Below are 20,301 nucleotides of genomic sequence, written 5' to 3' on the forward strand. Positions count from 1 at the left end.
TCTGATAAACCGCAAGCTCGTGAATATATACCTGTTACCGTATTTATATGACTATGAACCAGGTCAGTTGGATTAGCTTTTATTGAACCTTTACATACCTGATAAAACTGAGCAGGCATATATTGACTCAAAAGCGATAATGGAATTTCTATTTCACTTAGATTATTGAACAACCTCTTTTTTGCCTCTTCTATATCCTTTACTGGCCAGTAATATCTAACCCTATCTGAAAAACTATATTTTCTTTTAAAAGCTTTTTGTTTATCATCTCCATGATAGTATGGTTCCCAGTATTTTGGCTCGTTGATCATTGTCTTTTCCAGGATTTCACTCAACCTTGATAGGTTTGGATCATCTGCACCCAATAATTCAACCTCCATAGCCTCAAGTGACAGTAAGGCTTCACGGTAAGCATATGTTAACCATGGACCAACCTTTAATATACAAAAGTGACCTTCAACCAGTTTTCTAAGCATATCCTCAGTCTGATAATCAGTTGAATGAGCTTCATAAACAAGTCGATCATACTCCAAAATATTTTTACTTAACTCTTCTGCCTTCTCTGGTTGAAATGCAAATATGCGGTCATCACTGAATTCCACTCCAGGTTGAACAACTACTCCAATTACTCTATTCCACGCATCTTCCAAGCCCACTTTCAGGAAGTGTTTATTAGTTACAGCTATAGTTTCTTTGGCATCTGATGGAGAAGTTGGTACAACCTCATCTTCTTCCTCTTGAGCCCCACCTGGCACCGGCACTTCAGTACCTATAATATATACTGGTTTATGGAAATCTTTTCTGTATTCTGCCCATGTATCTTCAGCTACTTTACAAAGTATCGCAGCTCTTTCAGCTACAATCTCTTCAGATAATGGTTTTGTCCTATCTCCCTCATCATCAGCACAAAACATACTTGTATCCAAATGTATCTTCTGAAAACCAGCTTTAACATATTCTGCAATAAGCACTTTAGCTTTATCCATGGCTTCTGCAGCAGGCAGTTTTCTCCAAGGGTTTGGTCCTAAATGATCACCACCAAGTAATATCATCTCTTTAGGAAAGTCAGTTTTCTCTGCTATCCCATTGATAAATTCAACAAAATCAAGAGGCTTCATTCCTGTATACCCACCATATTGATCAACTTGATTTGATGTAGATTCAATAAGCAGGAGCGATTTATCTCGCTTTGCCTGTTTAAAACTGGCTTCCAATACTTCGGGATGAGCTGTACACACAGAGTAAATACCCTTTGCCAAACCATTTCGGTTTGCCTCCATCAACTCAAGAAATGCCTCTAAAGAACTTTTCATTTTATTTTAAATTTTAATAATCAATAATCAATACTCATCTGTCAAACCAAATATTGGTTTGTTTTCTAACCATTTTCCATTTGTAAAATCAGGGAATTCAACTGGTGCACTACCTAAAGCAATTGATTTCTCTGTAAGTGGTGTGACTGCAATCCAGGCTGCTGTGTCATAAACATCAATTACTGTAGGTATACCTCTTTTAATACACTCTACAAATGAACGTATTTTAAGATATCCTGCACCGCCATGATCACCGCGGACTCCTTCAGCCATGAATTTTTTCCACAATGGATGTTCAAATTCAGGTATATATTTTTCCCAATCCTCCCATTTGTGGTTTGGACTTCTGCCATCAACATATACCGAGTTGGCCAATCCTCTGTGATAAATCCAAAGTCCTTTGGTTCCCTGCGCCATCATATTGTTAGAATAAGGTCTGGGAGTATTTGTATCATGAGTAAGAGTTATGGTCTCCCCTCTCTGGGTTTTTATCACAGTAGTAATCACATCACCCAACATCCAGTCAAGTTCTGCATTAGGATGATCATCACCACCTTTTTGGACGATATATTCATGAAGCGCTCTCGATTTTGTTGCAGTTGATGTAAGAGACACCATTCGGTTACCTCTATTATCATCCATATAGTTTGCAATAGGTCCTAAACCATGAGTAGGATACAAGTCACCATTCCTTCTCAATGAATGTACTGTTCTCCATCTTGCTTCACCCTCACCTTTTTCACCAAACTCCGCACCAGGACGGAACTTAACATCTCTTAGATCATGGCAGTAACTGCATTCATAGTGAAGCATTTCACCAAATAGTCCTTCTCTTACCATTTTCAGTGCAGACATCTCTATACGGTCAAAACAGTGGTTTTCGAGCATCATACACTGCATACCAGTCTCTTCTGCAGTTTTCACCAATTCCCAGCACTCTTCAATTGTAGAAGCTCCCCATACCTCAGGAGCAACATGCTTGCCAGCCCTCATTGCTTCAACACACATTGGAGTATGCCACAACCAGGGAGTAGCAATAACTACTGCGTCTATATCATCTCTATTGATAAGATTTCGGTAGTCATATTCTCCATTTGAATAACCTTCGGGTCTTTTTCGCCCTGACTCTTCAACTATGTTTAATGCTCTGGTAAGTGCTGATTTTGAAATATCGCAAATAGCAGGTACCTGAACATCCGGCATCGCAACAATAGATCTTAAGAGATTTGTTCCCATGCCCCCTACTCCAATTATACCTAATCTTACAATTCTGTCATCTTCACCCTGTAAAATTGTAGGTGCAGCAAAAGTTTTAGTAAATGCTTTTTCTCCAATCATTACAGCTCCTGCCCCTGCAGCAGCTCTTTTAACAAAATCACGTCTGTTTAGTGTCATAAAAATATTTTTTAGTCGTTCAATATTTTAACATTATTGATCCTATTTCACCCTGAATATTTCTTCCGTTTAGAGTAATAAATGCAATTTTACGTTCATTGTCATACCTGAAATCTTTAACTTTCAGGTATTCGTTATCACTGGTAACTGATACCGGTTCTGCTGTATAAATTTCAACGACCTGTTCTCCATACATTTTAAGATCAATTTTCATAAATGATTTATTACATGTCACATTATATACATTATAAGTGCCGGTATTATTTACAAAACAGTCCATTCTCTTATTTCCAACTGTATATTGAAAAGTGTAGTTTTTCTTTTCCAGAGGTGGTAGATAAATGTATCCAAACCCTTCTGCTTCATAGTAAGCTGAAATCAGTTTTCCATCAATTGAGGCACTGGAAACATGCTCTCCTTCATTAAGCTGAACCGACAAAACCAAATTACCCAATAGGTCATATTCATAAGCATCAGCTACCATGTTACGATTGTCAATACTTACCTTACCTGCTTCTATTTCCAATACCTTTGTATATTTTTTATACAACCACTGCGAGTAGAGCTGTTCTGTGTTTTTTGATAAGTAATGGCCTCTATCTGCCTGTATTGTTCTAAGATATTCAATCCAATTCTGATTAAGATCAGGTTGTAAATGATCGTCATAAGCAAGCCAGTTTGCCCAGTGAGACTCAACTACTACTGTTTGTATACCAGAAGGTATGCTATCCGGTAGTTTTGCATATTCATACCAAAGATTTCCATGGTTGTGTCTGTCAAGTAGTAATACACCATTATCAAATCCACCATCCAGTAATGGAGGATGATTCAAACCATGGATTGTAGCATAAGGTGTATTTGCATACTTAACTCCATTGTCACTCAAAACTCTCCCGAGGCTATATTCCGCACCTGGATTAAAATAAAAGCCATATGAAATAAAACTCTCAGGAAAGGAATGACCATTTTCAGGACTAATGCCATACTGTGCCATTAACCGTTTTAAAAGTACAATATTATTTCTAATAATTGTCTCATCTCTTGGCTCTTGTTTTTCAACATTAAACCATTCAGCTCTGCTCTTAACTCCATCTTCCCAGTACTCATGCAATACCCCGGTAATACCGAACTCAATGTTAGCTGCATTGGATTTAACATAATCCATTATATCCAATTGCGTATTACTTACATATTTAGAATTATCCCAATTCTCTCCATCAGGATTGCTTGTTGGGTATTCTCCCAAAATATTCAGCCTGTCAAACTCTCCAAGAATGAATAGAGACATAAACCTAACGCCAAGTTCTTTACCTACTTCAACCATTGGCTTATAGTCCCTGACATCAAAATCTCTTCTTATACCTGCACGCCATGGTCCGTCGGTCTCTTCAAGAGAACTACCACCCATCCATCCAACCTGACCGATATTAACCGAAACACCACGTGGAAAGATTATGCGCTGTGTTTCCTGAGTATCAGCCCACTCACCAGCAAACCCATTAAAAGCCATAAATAAAAAGCCCAAAAGGATTGTGACTGTTTTTTTAGTAATTCTCATTATTTTACTTTACTGTAATAGTATAAATTTTATTATAACCTGTAGCAAAATCCCAAACATCTTCATTAGCCAGCCTGATACTAAATTTTGGATCTTCAGATAATGTTTCCTGTGGATCAGGGAAGTTCAGACAAACATCAAATACTTTGCCCTTCATTTCCTCTGTGATTGTAACTTTTGCCGATATATTAAATGTTTCTCCACCAAACCAAAAGCGTGGATCAACGCCTAAATCAAATTTATATTTCTCTGATGAATTTGATTTTGAAACTAAGATAAGCTCTGCATTTCTTGGGTTGTAAGGTGCTGCAAAACCAATATTCATTAGGTCTAGATCCATTTCGAATTTATCACCAACAGTAAGGTTATTGGAAAAAGTACCTTCTGTTAACACAAACCTGTAACCAAGACGTCTTTGTATTTCTTCCATACAATTATTTGTTTGCCAGTCTCCAATAACACCCGGATGATAGTTCAAATTAAGGAACGACCAATGGTATTTAGCCATATTCTCTAAAGCACTACTGCATTCTGAGTATGATGATGGTTGACAAGTTTCACCTCCCATAGGCAAATATTTGGATTCCCATTCCCAATATTTTCTGAAGTTTCTGTTACCACCAAAAGTACCTCTGTCATCCTGATCAGCTAAAAAACAGTCGTTATGAAAACCAACTCTTGATAAGTCCGACTGATTATGTGCCGTTTTCAGTGAAACTGTGTCAGTATAAGTAATACCAAAACTATGAAGTTTGGCTGCAGGGTATCTAACCAGAACCATTCTCTCTTTTGGCAGTGCTTCAAGCAGTGCATCAAGTACCTTGCGACGGGGGCCATATTCATTTTCATTTGGGCGGAAGTTGTAATTATCAGTATAATACCATTCTCCCCAAACACCTATAAATCCGGCTTCCAGTACTGCTATAACATCTGCATACTCCTGAAAAATCGGTCGCAGTTGCTCAATATGACCAAATAGGATATCTTCAGGTGCATCCCATGGAAGATCATCCAGATTATTAGTATATCTGAATCTTACAATTGACTTACATCCATTTTCTCTAAGAGCTTTCATATTGGTTTTAATTCTATCAATATACTCCTGAGAAATAGGCTTATCTCTAAAGGCGGGCATAGTGTATGCAGTATATACCAATGATATGCCTTCTTTTCTTATACCATCTAGATATGATTGAGTAAGAACACTACTATTATTTGTACTTGTTTCAAAAAATCTATAGAATCCTCGTTCCGGGTTAACAAAATTCTCTAATGATTCTGTAAATTCTACTTTCTCAATTTTATATTCATCATCTTTATTGTTGTCTTCAGTATCTATCGTTTCACTGCAACTAAGTAAAAATGCGGAAGCAAAAAACAAGAGCAGATATTTAATCTTCATAATTAAAATATTTAAGTGATTTTTAAATTGGCCACCTTTTCATTGTTTTTTAAAAGGTGGCCAATCTGTTAATTGTTTATTTTAATCTAACGGTTAAACCTTTGTTCTTATCTCCTGAAGCGGTTACAGTTGGCAATCCTCCTGAAGTAGTCCATGCGTTATCTTCTCCTTCAGCTCCCGAATGTCCAATCATAATACTTACGCTATCACCTAAATTAGGAATCAAACTTTTCAATATCTGAGCTTCAAACTCATAAATGTTATCTTCCACTTGTACCATTTCAGAAATAGTCATCAGTCCCATTCCTTTTTCCACTACGTTTGGAGTAAGCCATCCCCAGCCTCCACCTTTTGTTTCGTCATAAGCAGCAAGTCTCATATCGTAATCTTCGTAAATAAATCCTTGCATCAGATAGTTTGCTGCACCGGTATCCCACATCCAGCTATTGTAGCCTGTTTCAGGATCACCATCTGTATTAAGATAAATATCCATAGCGTTAGCATGCAGAATATCCATCTTCATATACATATAGATATAGTTTGCATCAGCAATAAAACGAACCTCTTTCAATCGATGTAGCTCACTGTTTTTCTCATCAAGAACTGCAATTGCAAGATGCTCTTCATCAATCTCTGCCCAATCATCAAATTTACCATCCAATGTGATATTTACTTCAGGCATGGCATCTTCATCTTCTTCTTCAACGTTTAATTTAACAGTTACAGATTTTTTTGTTGATTTGGTTTCATCAGAACTGTTCGTTGCAAATAGTTCAACTTCGTATGTACCCTCTTCTGTGTATGTATGAGTTGGGTGTTGATCAGTTGACTTGTTCCCATCTCCAAATAGCCAGATATAGGAAACTGCATTTTCCGAAGTGTTGTTAAAGGTAACTGTCAATTCATCTGCGGTAAAGTCAAAAGATGCTTTAGGTGCAATTGACGGAGTTGTACTATCTTCCTCACCACAAGAAGTGAAAACTAGTCCCAATAAAGAGACAAAAATCAGAAAGTTTAATCTTTTTAAATTCATTATTGCTTAGTTTTAAATTAAAGAAATTATTGTGTTTTACGTGAATCCCAGTAAAGTCATTTTTTCTTTCAATCCGGGATAAAGTTTTAATGCGTTTTTATAATATATTTTTTCTAATACTTCTCTCGGCAGGTTGAGTCCTTTTACAGGATTCATTCCAAAGAACCCGCCTTCTACCATTTCATCTGTTTCGAGGATTCTGAAAGTACGATTATACCTCGCAATATTGTTAGATAATTGCGCATCACGAATAGTACTCACATCAGTACCATATAATATACGATCCGAGTATTCTATCAGAAAATCTCTTAAGTTGGAATGATCTACCATATGGAAATATTGAAATGTTGCTGCCAGATCCACATAGAAGTTTGGATATGTTGATAACATATATCTCAGATAGTCAATTTGAGCATCCTGACATATCAGCCACGCACAATGTGCAGCAATAACCACTAGATCAGGATGTCTTTGCAAGACATGCTCCAGACCTACAACCTGCCTCCAAAATTCAACCGGATCAGCTGCCCATTTCCCTCTGTTACCAAATGGTCCATTAGGATCGGCAATATGAAATGAAGCTCCCGGCAGACCGGCTTTCTCCATTGCTGCAAATACAGGTTCATGAGCAATATCATCAATATACCTGATACCTTCCTCTCCCTCTTTTAGTCTTCTTTCAGCAGGTCCATGCCATATTTTATATCCAACATAACCTTTTTTCAAACTGACATATATATCTTCAGGAGAATGTGTTAAACCTCTTTGTGGTTCAAAGTCATTAATTGCAGTAACTATTCTGCCATTGCTTGCATTAAATATTGAGTCTATAGCCTGTTCATCATCCAAATTGATCATCATTGCCAGATCAATTTCACTTTCTGAAAGCAACTTTTCTCTAAATTTCAGAAAACTCTCAATGCTCTGGTAATCGTTTCCAATATGTGAATGAACATCAATTCTTGGAATATCAGGGTATTTTGTTACATACTGAGAATAACCAAAAAGTGGAAAAATGCTTAAGCAAACAAGAAGTATAAGATTTCTCATAATCGAATTGTTATTAAATAATTGTCTATTTATCTTAAAGCATTAAATTCCTTGGTGTCAGTAAAGAAAAGAGGGAGGTTTTAATTCCCTCTTTTTTCATAGACAGTTAGAATTAATACTATCTCTCATTTGGTAAAACGCCTGGGTTAATAAGCATTTCATCTCCTGATATCTGGTGTGGAATACGTGGATCGTCAGGTTGAATAACTTCCCATGGGTGAGTTCCACCATAACGACGATCCATAGGTTTTTTATTTCTAAATAGATCTTTCCAGCGGAATCCTTCATAAGCTAGTTCAAGACGACGCTCATCAAGCACTACATCCAGAACTGAATTATATCCTCGAGCGGTCATGTTTGACTGTGTCATAAGCTGATCGCCAGAAAGTCCTGCACGCATGCGTATTGCATTAACATCAGCTAATGCAGCATCAGGATTATTTAATTTTGCATAAGCTTCAGCACGATTAAGTATAACTTCTGCCCAACGAATCATAGGGTAAGAGCATAACATAGGATTGCCATCCTGATATGACAGTTTAGTATTAAATATCTTCCTGTAACTCATACGATTATTTGTAGCAGGATTTACAGTCACATAAATCTTTTGATTATTGTGCATGAAGTAATATTTGGGATAGGTATTTACTATCTCCTCCTGAATATAGATTTTCGTATTAGTGTTTGAGAAGAAGTCATCATCAATGGGTTCATCCATTTTATCACTAAATATGATAAATTTACCATTCTCATCCTCATCCAGGTAGCGGTATTGTAAACCATAATACCAGCTGGCAGGGTTAGGTACAGGCCAGTTAGCCATCCATTTTGGAGCTTCTCCCTTATAAAGTACTGATGAAGGCAGAGGTTGGTACAGATGGAAATGATTCCAGCGAATATCATCTTCTGCATACCGTGTCATTAACTCATAGAATGGATCCGATGGGTAAATCTCACCCCATCCTGTACCACTTTCAGGGTCTGTAAGATACATTGATGCTACAGAACTTGTACCGGGACTCTCATTAGAGAGATATCCAATTACCCATAAAGATTCTTCTGAAGTTTGTGTTCTTGTAAAGTATGTTGCAAGATCAGGATCCAAAACATCCTGAGCTGATCTTCCGGCCAACATTTCATTTACAATATCAACAACCTCCTGATTTCTCTCCATGTTCAGATAAAGTCTTGACAGTAAACCCTGTGCTGAACCTTTCCAGGCAAAACTGGCATTTGTAGATCTGCGGTAACCATCCATAAGCTGGATAGCTTTCTTAAGGTCGCTCTCAATTTGTGCATAAACTTCACCAATAGTAGCTCTGGTGATCTCTTCATCAGGTGATGTATTTTCAGTACGAAGTACTACAGCCGGATTATTTGCTCCGTGAGTATAAGGGCGTGCATAAATATCACAAAGATTCAGATATACCAGGGCACGAAGGAAGTAGTTCTCTCCCAGTATGTGGTCGTTGTATGCTGAGGTTCCTTCGGTTGCCACACCGATATTGGTATTCAAAATATTCAGTATAGAGTAAGATGCATACCAAAAGTAACGTGTAGTCTCTTCGGTTTGAGAATCTGTATATTCATAAGATTTCATGAAAGGGTCAGATGTAACACCGGCAATAAAAACATTATCACCTCTGAATTCATTCATCTGAAACCAATTTCTGGCATAAACACTTCTACTTGTAGAACCACCTGTTAAACCAGGACGGTTTTGTCTGAACCATCTATATGCACCAATGGTTGTTAATTCAATACCTGCAGGATCAGATGCAAGCTGAGCTGAGGTCATCGAATCCTGAGGGACCAAATCCATATCAACACAGGAATTCAGCGAAAAAACTGATATTACTGCTACTAATATTATTAATATTTTGTTCATAATATAAATCGTTATTTTTTATGTATTAAAACTTTAATTCAACACCAAGTGAAAAAGTACGGTTAACAGGATAAATCCAGTTTACACTTCCGGCTACACTATTAATACCACTTGATGACAAATTGGTTTCAGGGTCTGTTCCTGAGAATTTACTAAATGTCAACAGGTTGTCACCTGAGAAGAATAAACGTGCACTCTGTACACCTATTTCATTCAATACATTACCTGAGAAATTATATCCGAAATTCACATTACGCAAACGTAAGAAGCTTCCATCTTCAAGAAAGCGTGAAGAAGCACCTGCCGAATTCTTATTTCCTCCATAAACTGGTCTTGGGTGAGTAGCAATATCACCAGGTTTTTCCCATCTGCTCCAACCTAAACCATTATCAAGAGAAATCTGATTGTATTGAGCCTGACGTCCATCATTATCCATTGAGCTTCGAGTGCCGTTATAGATGGTGTTACCATATATGAAGAATATATTTGCTCCAAGAGAGAATCCTTTATAGGATACAGTATTCTGAAGACCACCTGAGAACTTTGGATTTGGAGATGATCCTAACCAATCAACTTTAGCTTTTGCATAATCATTGGTAACTCCACCATCTTCAGCAGTCCATAGCGGATCACCTGTTTCTGGATCAACACCACGCCACTCTTGCATGTACCAGCCATAAAGTTCTTTACCTTCTTCCATTCTCTGACGAGCAGCATCTGCCGACCCAACCATAATTGGTTTGCCAGGCTGTCCGGGCTCATCACTTGGAAGTTTCTCAACAGTATTTTTGTTGAATCCAATATTGAAAGATGTTGTCCATCTCCAGTCTTTCTTATTTATATTTACTGTGCTTAATTCAATTTCAATACCTTTATTGCTTACTTCACCAACATTACGTGTATAGCTGTAGAAACCAGTACTTGGAGCAACAGGTGCAGCAAATAGAAGATCCTTGTTAAGGTTTTTATAAACATCAACAGTTAAATCTAACCATTTGAAAAACTTCATGTCAATACCTGCAGTAGCCATGATTGCGGACTCCCACCCCAAATTAGGATTGGCAAGTCGTGATGGTTGTGCACCCGGTATACCAAGATAAGTTACATTTGAGAATGTGTATGCATCAAGATAGGTAAAGTTACCAATGTTGGAGTTACCTGTTAAACCATAACTACCACGTAACTTCAGGTATGTAAGTATATTATTACCTTTAAGGAAATCTTCATTTGAAGCTAACCAGCCTGCACTTGCTGCCGGGAAATAACCAACACGTTTTCCAGGAGCAAATTTGCTGCTCGCGTCTGCTCTGTAAGAAACAGAAGCCAGATATTTGTCTTTGTATGAATAGTTCATCTGTGCAAATGCTGACCAACCTGCACTTGGTGTGGAATACCCACCTGTGGCACGCATGGTATTTGCAGCACCTGCTGATACAAGCTCAATACCAACCGGCTGATTCTGTGAATAAGCACCAAAACTGTAACTACCGGGTGATTGACCAAATTCATAACCTGCAACACCTCCAATATGGTGAGCACCAAAACTGTGATTAACTCTCAGAAGTGTGGTATTTCCATATCCACCAAGTGGGAAAGTTGCTGAATCTTCTACATAGCTACCATCCTGTATACCGTTGTGGGTCTGACTTGCATCACGAGAGTCATAAAACTCCTTCTCCCAGCTTTGTGATCTGCCAAGACGAAGAGTATTACTTGCAGTTAACCAAGGAAGGATTTGCCAGTTGAGAACAAGGTCAAGATTCATACCTGTACCACCGCTTCTGTTATAGTTATACTGATAACCATGCCATGGGTTCTGGCGGTTTGCGTAGTACCAAGTCTGTTCTGCCGGAGGAGTTGCTGCAATATTCACAGGATTGCCATTTTCATCGAATGGATTATCCCATGGAATACCGCGATAAGCCATTTCACTAAAAGTGTAAGACCAAAGGTTCTCGCTTTTGTTTTCACGCATATTCATTCTTACACTCATGTCAACAGTAGGAGCAAGCTGCAGGTCGAAGTTCATTCTAATGTTATTTCTTCTGTAGTGAGTTCCAGGCATAGTACCTTTATGGTTAAAGTGATTCAGACTCACCATATAAGAAGTATTGGTAGTACCACCTCTTACTGATGCATGATATTCCTGTGCATTACCTTTCTTGAATGTACTGTTTAACCAGTCAAAGTTTCTTTCTCTCAAAGATTCCGGATAGTTTGCCTCAAAGTTAGGAATTCCCCATGAAGCCCAAAGATCATACAACTCAGCTCCATCCATTGGGCTAAATCTACCGAAAAGTGCTTCTGTAGTAGCAACATTAGCCCTTACAGTAACTTCAGCTTTCTGATTCTTTCGTCCCTGCTTTGTTGTTATAACTATAACCCCATTTGCACCATCAGCACCATATATAGCAGTAGAACCAACGTCCTTCAAAACACTTACTGTTTCAACATCGTTAGGATCATAGGTTCCACCCGGAATACCGTCAACAACAATTAGCGGACTCTGTCCTGCTGTAATCGTACCTACCCCGCGAATTCGCATTTGAGCAGACGAACCCGGTTGTCCCGTAGAGTTGGTAATCATTAGACCGGCTACTTTACCTTGCAGCATAGATCCAAGGTCATGTGTAACATTATCTGTGATTTCACTACTCTCTAAGGTAACTACTGAACTTGTCAGCTGGCTTCTTCTAATGGTATTATAACCAACCACAACAAGTTCATCCATTAAGGTTGCCTCTTCCATCAAAACAATATTAATAGTAGTTCTGCCACCAACAACTTCCTCCAATGTTGTAAAACCTACATAAGAGAAAACCAATGTAGCATTCTCAGGAACGTTAGCAAGAGTATAATTTCCATCGAAATCAGTAACAGTTCCTGTTGACATGCCTTTAATTGCCACGGTAACACCAATCAAAGGTTCTCCTTGTGAATCAGTAACATTACCGTTTACCATACGTTGCTGCATAACCTCATTTACAAGGTTATCTGCTGCAACAACATTTGAAAATACAGATGTGATCAGTAACATTAGTATTACAGGCATCACATAGAATAAATGCTTTTGCAAAGCTTTTCTAAAACAGTCGTTCATAGTAATTCTTCATTTAATTGTTTATTATTCATACGTACTATCATTTATAATTTTATAAATAGTTTTCTTCTGTTAGAGATAGGTATCACCTGTCCGGGTAACTTTTCATTTTTGAAGCTCCTGGGTAAAAAGCAGTATAACACTCACTTAATCAGTGCTATATAGCGTAATTTATGTTTCTATTTTTAATATACTTCTATAAGGTAGTCTTTCTTAAATGCAGGTTTAATAATTGGATTAGAACCATTCACAGTATAAGTTCTTTGTTCATCATTAGCATATTCTACTACGGTATATTCTCTATCTTTTTCAAGACCTCTCAACTCAATTTCTCCATCCCACTCATCTGCATAAAATGCATAATACATTTTATCATCTTTTTTAACAACATGAGCTTCAGGTTTAAAGTAGCCTATATCATAAAGTCCACCCATATAAGTTCCGGTTGATAACATTTTCTCATCATATAATGAGAACCATTTCTTCCATATCACCTCTTTTTCTGGTGTCAACAGGTAGTCTTCTTTAACATTTGGGTTGTTCTTTGGATAGGTAAACTTTGTTCCAAGTACAGCACCAATACCGAAAGATGATGCAAAATCATCACCATTATCACTCAGCTCAACATGATCACCGAAATAGGCAGTCTTTGGTATGATTGCTCTGTAAACCAAACCTTTGCTTCTAATCTGCCAGCTGCTTGTTGGGTCTGAAGACACAACCTGATTTGCATAAGGCATATTATAGAATGACATACATGTACCACAAGGGCAGTTTTGTATTACTGCATTGGGCTTTATTGCCAACGCGTCCTCATAGATCAACTTAAAGAAGTTAGGTAACTCTCTTACAGCCAATTCAGGGTCATGCGGGTGATTTGCCTGGCTATAATCGGGATTAACAGCATTTAGATGCTGGCCATCTAGTTTAAGTCCATCAAAATCATATTCCTTTATAAACCTGTTAACAAGTTTCCTTGTTTCATTAATTGTAGCCTCAGCAACAGGAGACATATAATAGCTGTTCCACCAGGAAATATTGTATGGTTTACCATCTTTTGATAGCATCACAATTTCAGGGTGCTCTTCAAGAATTTTGGTTCCGGGATCAGCAGCAAGAGGTGCCCACCAAAGCTGCACTTTCAAGCCATCCTTTTTCATTTCTTTAACAAGATCAATCATCTCCTGATCTCCACCCGGGAATCTTTTAGGATCAAGATCCCAGTCGCCCTCGGCAATCTGAAAACCATCATCAACAGTTGCCCATTTAATTCCAAGCTCCTTTACTTTAGGCAAAGTGCCAAGAACCTCTTCAAAAGTAGCAGTGCGCTCATATCCCCATGAACACCACATAGATTCAAACGCATCAGGTTCCGATTCAGGCATTACAATCCCTGATTTCTGCATATATTCAGAAAATCTTCTCAATGGCAGAAAACAGTCTCCTTCGTACATTTGTACAAAACCCTCAATTGAAGAGATAGTTTCACCGGGCATTAGTGTTACATATTCATCCTCTTCATATGTTTTTGTCATTGAAATAATTGCATTGCCTGTTTCATTTCTATTATCAACCGGCAGCGATACAAGTTCAGGGTGCAGGGATACATGACCAATTGCAATACCCAGATCAGATCTCCAAAGAGCAGTAACCGGTATTCCACCTCCATAGTCGGAATTATTCATTCCCATAAAGTTACGCTGATAGAAATTTTCTACAACAGGTAATATCCAATCCCTTCGGCGAGATGTAGATTCGCCCTGAAACGACCAGTATGTGGGTGTATCACCTCCTCCTATAACCTCATATCTGTTGTTTTTGATCTCTTTTACAACTACAGGCGTATCTCCATCATTCACAAATGACACCTTTGTTATAAGCATATTAGGGAAATCTTCATATTTTGTAACCGACAGAATCTTTGTAAGTTTTCCTTCGGTATTTTTTCCCTGATACAGATAGTTTTCACCCTGACCTTTTTCATCGTTGATTTTTCTTTTCGATGATTTGATCAGCGTAAACTCTTTAATCTCTTCATCATTCTCTGTGATCAGTGCTTCAGTATAGCCAAAATCCACCAGTTGATTGGTTGATTCGTTCCAGGTTAACCGTGTCTGCATATCCTCACTGATTTCGAAAACCATATTCCCGTTTTCTACCATTGTAGGGGCATTTGAGCAGGAACATACAAGCAAGGCAGAGAGACCGGCTAGAAATATGTTTCTTACGAATTTCATAAATTGATAGTTTTTATTGATTTATATATTTATTAAAAATCACATCACTCTTGCCAGTGCTGCTTATTATAATATCAGACTCTTTTTGAATCTGTCAGCAGCTATCTTTTTCACAGCTTCTGCCGAAGTGAAAGCTCCTGTACCTCCAGCAGCAGTAGTGTTAACTGCCCCTGTAAGGTTTCCATTAACCTGAGCCTCTTCAACTGATGCTCCTTTGACAAATGCATGAATAAAACCAGCATTAAAACTGTCACCGGCCCCAATTGCATCAACTACATCGTTATTAAGAAAAGCATCAAGTTTTATATCTGCTTTACCTTTTTGGAGTAATATAGAACCATTCCTTCCACATTTCACTACACATACGTTTATATATGGTCTGATTTTTTCTATTCCCTCCTCTAATGTTTCAGATCCGGTAATAAACTTCAGTTCAGTTTCATTGGGCAGAAATACATTCAGGTATGGTAATACCTCTTTATAATCCATATCCCATTTCTCATTTGGATCCCATTGTGGGTCAAAGGATGTAGTTACACTATTTTCACGAGCTGATTTAAGAATCTTAAGCAGATCTTTCTTTATACCTGACTGCAAAAACACAGATGAGAGATGAATATGTTTTGTGTTAGTAAAAACTGAATTATCAATATCATCATATGACATGTGATCCATTGCACCCTGATATGTCACATTTGCCCTATCTTCATTGTAATTCAGGCAGATAGTTGCACCCGATGCATACTTGGATGATTTTATCAACATAGAGGTATCTACTCCCTTCTCTGTCAAACTAGCTTCAATAAGAGTACCGAACACATCTTTTCCTATCATGCCAACGAAACCTGTCTTAGATCCAAGGCATGCAACATTGGCTGCGAAAATAGCAGTTGAACTTCCTAGCGTCAGAAGCATATCCTCTGCAAAAATCTCTTTCCCTACAGTAGGTTCTCCCTGAATTCCGTTCAGTATTAAATCTACGTTAAGTTCTCCGATAGCTACTACATCATAATTTTTCATAACTGTCAAGCTTTTTTTTGTTTAATAAATGGTTACACCTTCAACAACACGTGCAATTTTTCCACTTGCCGATGGGCTATCAGGATCCAGTTTCAATTCAACATTTTTGAAAAGGCCCAGCAACTGACCAACAAGTACATATAAAATTACATCAAATTTTGTATTCTCGTATGTTTCAGGCACCATCTCCAGGTCAAATTTCACTTCTGTTTGCTCTATTTTTCTTTCTGCTACATAAATCTGACCTGCAGGTTTAATTTGTTGATTAATTTGTACAACCAGATCTATTTCATATTTAAGTGTCTTTTCATCATCTGCAAAAAGGTATATAATCAAAGTCTTTTCATTTAAAGCTGCTTTTGGTCCATGTCTGAAACCCAGGAACGAATCAAAAAGACATATTACTTTCCCATCGGTAAGTTCCTGAAGTTTAAGATGACACTCCTCAGCTATTCCTTTCTTTTCACCTGAGCCAAGAAAAACAGCTCTTTCAAAATCTATTGCAGCAATCTTTTGTATATCCTCAGAATACCTATTTAACATATATTCGGCCTTCTTACTTAATTTATCAACTCCGGCTCTGTTTTCTTCAACATTATTTAGATCAAATACCAACATTGCCATAAGAAGCATAGAAGAGAAACTGCTGGTCATAGCCAAACCCTTATCATTAGTTGCATCCGGAAGAATTAACGAAAGCACGTTGCTTTTAGGCTCTCTTTTTGCCAAAGCGCCCTCAGCATTACATGTAATGAATATGTGAGATATATTGTCACCGCAAATAGAGTCAGCAATATCAACAGCAGCTATACTTTCCGGACTGTTACCCGATCTAGCCAAAGAGACAAGAATATATTTTTTATTTTTAAGAAAAATAGTATCAGCGTGAGTAGTCAAATCGGTAGTAGCAACAGATTTATAGTTAGTAATACCATAACCTGCCATCAAATACTGTAAAATATTCCCTACGTAAGATGAAGTCCCTGCTCCCGTAAAAACTACAGTCACATCATTATTATAGTAGTTAGATAAAAAGTTTGATATTTCTTCTTTTCTTTCCGATATAATACTGTATGTTTGTCTCCACATCTCCGGCTGATGAAATATTTCACGGTATGTGTTACTATTTACAAATCCCATATTTACTTAATTTTTTTATTCTAAATGTTTAACTTTGTTACAAACATAACACAATCGAAACATCCGAAACTTTAATAATATATGTTTTATAACATGTTTTACATCACTTAAATACTATTATGTTCATTTTCATGCTTTTAACTTATTCATGGAAGAAGCTTTTCCGTTTCGAAACATTTCGAAATAAACTTTTGAATAAAATACCCTTTCGCTACATTTCGTTTATTCAATTAAAACACTACATTTGTAAGTGTAAAAAGTCATATTATGGAAAATTTCTCAACAAACGAAAGAAGAGCAGATATAATTCAATTAATTAACCAGCACAATCGCGTTACGGTTGAAGAACTTTGTAAAAGATACTCGCTATCTGAGGTAACAATCCGAAAGGATCTGGAAGTGCTTAAAAAACGCAATTTACTTTTCAGAGTACGTGGTGGTGCAATAAAAATACCAACTGCCAATATAGATGGAAATGACGTACACATTGAATCCAAAAGGCTTTTCCATCACAAACAAAAGAAAGCAATTGGCAAAATGGCTGCCACTCTTATAAACGAAAACGAGACAATAATAATAGACTCCGGCACTACAACCATGGAGATAGCCAAGAATCTACACAGGTTTCAAAAGTTGACAATAGTAACAAACGCTATAGATATAGCATTAGAGGTTTCGAAATATAATCGTTTTGATGTGATATTGCTTGGTGGATATCTCCGCGGATCCTCTTTATCCACTGTGGGGCCTCTTGCAGAGTCTGTTTTGAAAGTTATTTATTGTGATAAACTATTTCTGGGTGTTGACAGCTTCAATATTGAAGAGGGTATTTCTACACCTAATATAGAAGAAGCCAATATCAATCAAACTATGATAACAATGGCAAAAGAAACAATTGCCGTATTCGACTCCTCTAAATTCAACAAAAGAAGTTTCGCATTTATTTCTAAAGTTACAGACTTGAAAGCTGTAGTTACCGATGAAGATACACCCTCTCATTTAGTAGCAGATTTAAGAAATAAAAAAATTGAAGTCTATCTTACGCCTTACGACAGATAAAAAAACACATATCGAAACATTTCGAAACTACTGACGAAAGTGTTTTTTTACGCTTTTTTGGATATTCTCTATTATTATACATAAAAAAGTGCAAATGTAAACATTTTTACACTTTTTGTCCGTAACATCAGTCGTACTTAATATGAACTTTGGCCGTATCAAGTCTATATCCACTTCATATCCTCCTCATACTTTCTTCTTATCAACATCATAATTTATTGAGGATGCCTAAGACTTGGTATTTTTCAAATAAACATATATACTTTAGTAAGTATCATCTGCTGAAAATAATTAACTAAAGCTTTATTTGTATTAGGTTTAATAAATAATATACTTAATTTTACAGTCTGTTATATATCTATGAATTGGAATAAGGATATAAAAATTTCAATGCATTGTTTAATTAATTCTATAAACGTTTGTTCATATTTATAAAACATTAGTACTTAAAGGAGTTTTTATAGATCTTATTGATCCAATCTTACCTATATTTAAGGAAAAAGTTATCATCCCGAGAACAGGCGCTGCTTTACAATCTAAAGCAGGATGGTGATTTTGTTGAAATTAGATGGTCAATATTAAAAATATAATTATGAAAAAATATCTGGTACTTTTATTAATAGGTTTGATTTTATCGTTGCACAGCTTTTCTAAAGATTTTGAAAATTTGCATAGAGCTTTGGATATCGCCAATAATACAATTTGGAAGTACACAAGTTATGAAGAATGGAAAAACAACAGGACAATAAACCCTCGTCCAAAATACAACATTTATACAGGTGAAACGGTGGGCAATAGCTACAACTGCTACGAATACACAAATATTATAGAGATGTTGATGACCGCAATGAAGAGTCTGCAAAAGGTTAAAGATATTCCTGGTGCTGATCCGGAATACCAGAAACTTTTTGATCATTACGAACAGCTTGTTTGGGATGCTTCTACAATTAACCTTGATTATTATAAAGGGTACGCAATAGTTACTTCTTCAACTCAGTCTGAGGTCAGATGGGAAAATATTATTGGTGTTCACAGACAGGAAAAGATTGATCCACAAAACCATAATGTAAGTGGACGTCTGAATGTGTATGATGATCAGATGTGGCTCATCAGATGTTTCCTTGAAATATATTCTATACTCGAAAAAGAAGCAGTGAGTCTTTCCGGGGATGCATTAGCTACAAATAAAGAGCGTAGAAAATGGTATCTTGATTATTCTGAATATCTTACAGCCTACTGTCTGGATGGTTGGGATCAAAGTAAGAAACCAAACGGTGAAGAATGGGGAGGAATTACCTGGGGACCTGGTTATACCAGCAAACATACATGTTCTAACAGTCCGCTTATTTCTCCATTGGTCTGGTTATCTGAAATATACAGTGAATCGCCGGATAAAATTGACTTTCTTGTTAGAGGTGATTATAATACTAACAGGGTTACTTCTGAATCAATGCTAAAGAGTGACTATTATATGATGTATGCTGAGAAGATATATGACTTCGTTAACAACACTTTTTTACGTGAAGACAATGTTTATGGTGATATGATTGGTTGCAAAACTACAGTTCCTGATTCAGGACCAAATAAAGGTTTAAGAACAACTATCTCAAATGGCAATCTTGACAGAACAGCATACTCTTACAACTCAGGCTCTACACTATCCGGAGTTGCAGATTTATATAGAGTGTCTGATGATCCAGAGAAAAAGAAAAAATACTACGAAGATTTAGTTGCATTAGCTGATGCATCTTTTAAATTTTTCACTGATTCGCAAATTAAAGATGACTATTACTCTTTTCCTCAAAACAAAACAGGTAAAGCGGAATTTGATGCCTGCCTGCTTCGTGCATGGGTAGAAATATATACCAACTCTATATATGATACATCTTACTATATAGACGCTTTCTCAAAGACTCTTAACTTTGCATATGACAACTATTATAAGGATGGATTTTTGCCAATGGATCATCTTGTAGGGTGGAAACCAAATATGATTGCAGAAGACAACTATGATAACAGGGATGATGTGAGGGTATCAGGACTTAGAACATTCAGCTATTCAGCACAGTTTTCGTGGATTTCTTTGGCTGATCTATTCAAACATAA

General features: G+C 37.0%; 13 protein-coding genes. 2 read left to right on the forward strand and 11 right to left on the reverse strand.

All coding sequences use genetic code 11. The annotated features are described in order from the left end of the window. The 11 genes from PHO43_RS08475 to PHO43_RS08525 form a co-directional block, all read right to left on the reverse strand. Positions 1 to 1,313 (reverse strand): D-tagatose-bisphosphate aldolase, class II, non-catalytic subunit (locus PHO43_RS08475; RefSeq protein ID WP_288011918.1); only part of this gene is annotated, 1,313 nt, incomplete at its 3' end. A 27-nt stretch (positions 1,314 to 1,340) separates the two neighbouring features. After that, a complete protein-coding gene (locus PHO43_RS08480) occupies positions 1,341 to 2,708 on the reverse strand; it encodes a Gfo/Idh/MocA family protein (RefSeq protein WP_053826125.1) in 1,368 nt (455 codons plus the stop codon). Between the two features lie 19 nt (positions 2,709 to 2,727). Further along, the gene (locus tag PHO43_RS08485; protein ID WP_053826124.1) at positions 2,728 to 4,266 is read right to left on the reverse strand and encodes a hypothetical protein; all 1,539 of its coding nucleotides are present in this window, start codon (positions 4,264 to 4,266) and stop codon (positions 2,728 to 2,730) included. 4 nt (positions 4,267 to 4,270) lie between these two features. Beyond that, positions 4,271 to 5,668: a DUF4832 domain-containing protein gene (locus PHO43_RS08490; RefSeq protein ID WP_288011921.1), complete on the reverse strand. Its 1,398-nt coding sequence runs from the start codon at positions 5,666 to 5,668 to the stop codon at positions 4,271 to 4,273. A 76-nt stretch (positions 5,669 to 5,744) separates the two neighbouring features. Then, positions 5,745 to 6,701, reverse strand: coding sequence for a PKD domain-containing protein (locus PHO43_RS08495; RefSeq protein WP_053826122.1), 957 nt, complete (start codon positions 6,699 to 6,701; stop codon positions 5,745 to 5,747). A 36-nt stretch (positions 6,702 to 6,737) separates the two neighbouring features. Further along, a complete protein-coding gene (locus tag PHO43_RS08500) occupies positions 6,738 to 7,751 on the reverse strand; it encodes an amidohydrolase family protein (protein WP_053826121.1) in 1,014 nt (337 codons plus the stop codon). A gap of 118 nt (positions 7,752 to 7,869) precedes the next feature. Further along, positions 7,870 to 9,639, reverse strand: coding sequence for a RagB/SusD family nutrient uptake outer membrane protein (locus PHO43_RS08505; RefSeq protein ID WP_053826120.1), 1,770 nt, complete (start codon positions 9,637 to 9,639; stop codon positions 7,870 to 7,872). Positions 9,640 to 9,664: 25 nt separating this feature from the next. Next, complete coding sequence (locus PHO43_RS08510; RefSeq protein WP_288011924.1) at positions 9,665 to 12,739, reverse strand: SusC/RagA family TonB-linked outer membrane protein; 3,075 nt, start codon at positions 12,737 to 12,739, stop codon at positions 9,665 to 9,667. A 185-nt stretch (positions 12,740 to 12,924) separates the two neighbouring features. Further along, the gene (locus tag PHO43_RS08515) at positions 12,925 to 14,976 is read right to left on the reverse strand and encodes a glycoside hydrolase family 36 protein (protein ID WP_288011926.1); all 2,052 of its coding nucleotides are present in this window, start codon (positions 14,974 to 14,976) and stop codon (positions 12,925 to 12,927) included. A gap of 66 nt (positions 14,977 to 15,042) precedes the next feature. Beyond that, positions 15,043 to 15,996, reverse strand: a complete 954-nt coding sequence (locus PHO43_RS08520) for a carbohydrate kinase family protein (RefSeq protein WP_288011928.1) — start codon at positions 15,994 to 15,996, stop codon at positions 15,043 to 15,045. A gap of 21 nt (positions 15,997 to 16,017) precedes the next feature. Then, positions 16,018 to 17,136, reverse strand: a complete 1,119-nt coding sequence (locus PHO43_RS08525; protein WP_288011929.1) for an SIS domain-containing protein — start codon at positions 17,134 to 17,136, stop codon at positions 16,018 to 16,020. Positions 17,137 to 17,403: 267 nt separating this feature from the next. Between PHO43_RS08525 and PHO43_RS08530 the strand changes: the two genes are divergently transcribed. After that, positions 17,404 to 18,195, forward strand: a complete 792-nt coding sequence (locus PHO43_RS08530) for a DeoR/GlpR family DNA-binding transcription regulator (RefSeq protein WP_045089884.1) — start codon at positions 17,404 to 17,406, stop codon at positions 18,193 to 18,195. Positions 18,196 to 18,787: 592 nt separating this feature from the next. Beyond that, the coding region (locus tag PHO43_RS08535) for a glycoside hydrolase family 76 protein (RefSeq protein WP_288011931.1) at positions 18,788 to 20,301 on the forward strand (1,514 nt) is incomplete at its 3' end.

The sequence above is a fragment of the Lascolabacillus sp. genome, assembly GCF_028696275.1.
Classification (GTDB): Bacteria; Bacteroidota; Bacteroidia; order Bacteroidales; family Dysgonomonadaceae; genus Proteiniphilum; species Proteiniphilum massiliensis.

Bases quoted from the DNA above. Each gene is read 5' to 3' on its own strand.
- PHO43_RS08480 (WP_053826125.1), bottom strand. From the start codon at position 2,708: ATGACACTAAACAGACGTGATTTTGTTAAAAGAGCTGCTGCAGGGGCA.
- PHO43_RS08485 (WP_053826124.1), bottom strand. From the start codon at position 4,266: ATGAGAATTACTAAAAAAACAGTCACAATCCTTTTGGGCTTTTTATTT.
- PHO43_RS08490 (WP_288011921.1), bottom strand. From the start codon at position 5,668: ATGAAGATTAAATATCTGCTCTTGTTTTTTGCTTCCGCATTTTTACTT.
- PHO43_RS08495 (WP_053826122.1), bottom strand. From the start codon at position 6,701: ATGAATTTAAAAAGATTAAACTTTCTGATTTTTGTCTCTTTATTGGGA.
- PHO43_RS08500 (WP_053826121.1), bottom strand. From the start codon at position 7,751: ATGAGAAATCTTATACTTCTTGTTTGCTTAAGCATTTTTCCACTTTTT.
- PHO43_RS08505 (WP_053826120.1), bottom strand. From the start codon at position 9,639: ATGAACAAAATATTAATAATATTAGTAGCAGTAATATCAGTTTTTTCG.
- PHO43_RS08510 (WP_288011924.1), bottom strand. From the start codon at position 12,739: ATGAACGACTGTTTTAGAAAAGCTTTGCAAAAGCATTTATTCTATGTG.
- PHO43_RS08515 (WP_288011926.1), bottom strand. From the start codon at position 14,976: ATGAAATTCGTAAGAAACATATTTCTAGCCGGTCTCTCTGCCTTGCTT.
- PHO43_RS08520 (WP_288011928.1), bottom strand. From the start codon at position 15,996: ATGAAAAATTATGATGTAGTAGCTATCGGAGAACTTAACGTAGATTTA.
- PHO43_RS08525 (WP_288011929.1), bottom strand. From the start codon at position 17,136: ATGGGATTTGTAAATAGTAACACATACCGTGAAATATTTCATCAGCCG.
- PHO43_RS08530 (WP_045089884.1), top strand. From the start codon at position 17,404: ATGGAAAATTTCTCAACAAACGAAAGAAGAGCAGATATAATTCAATTA.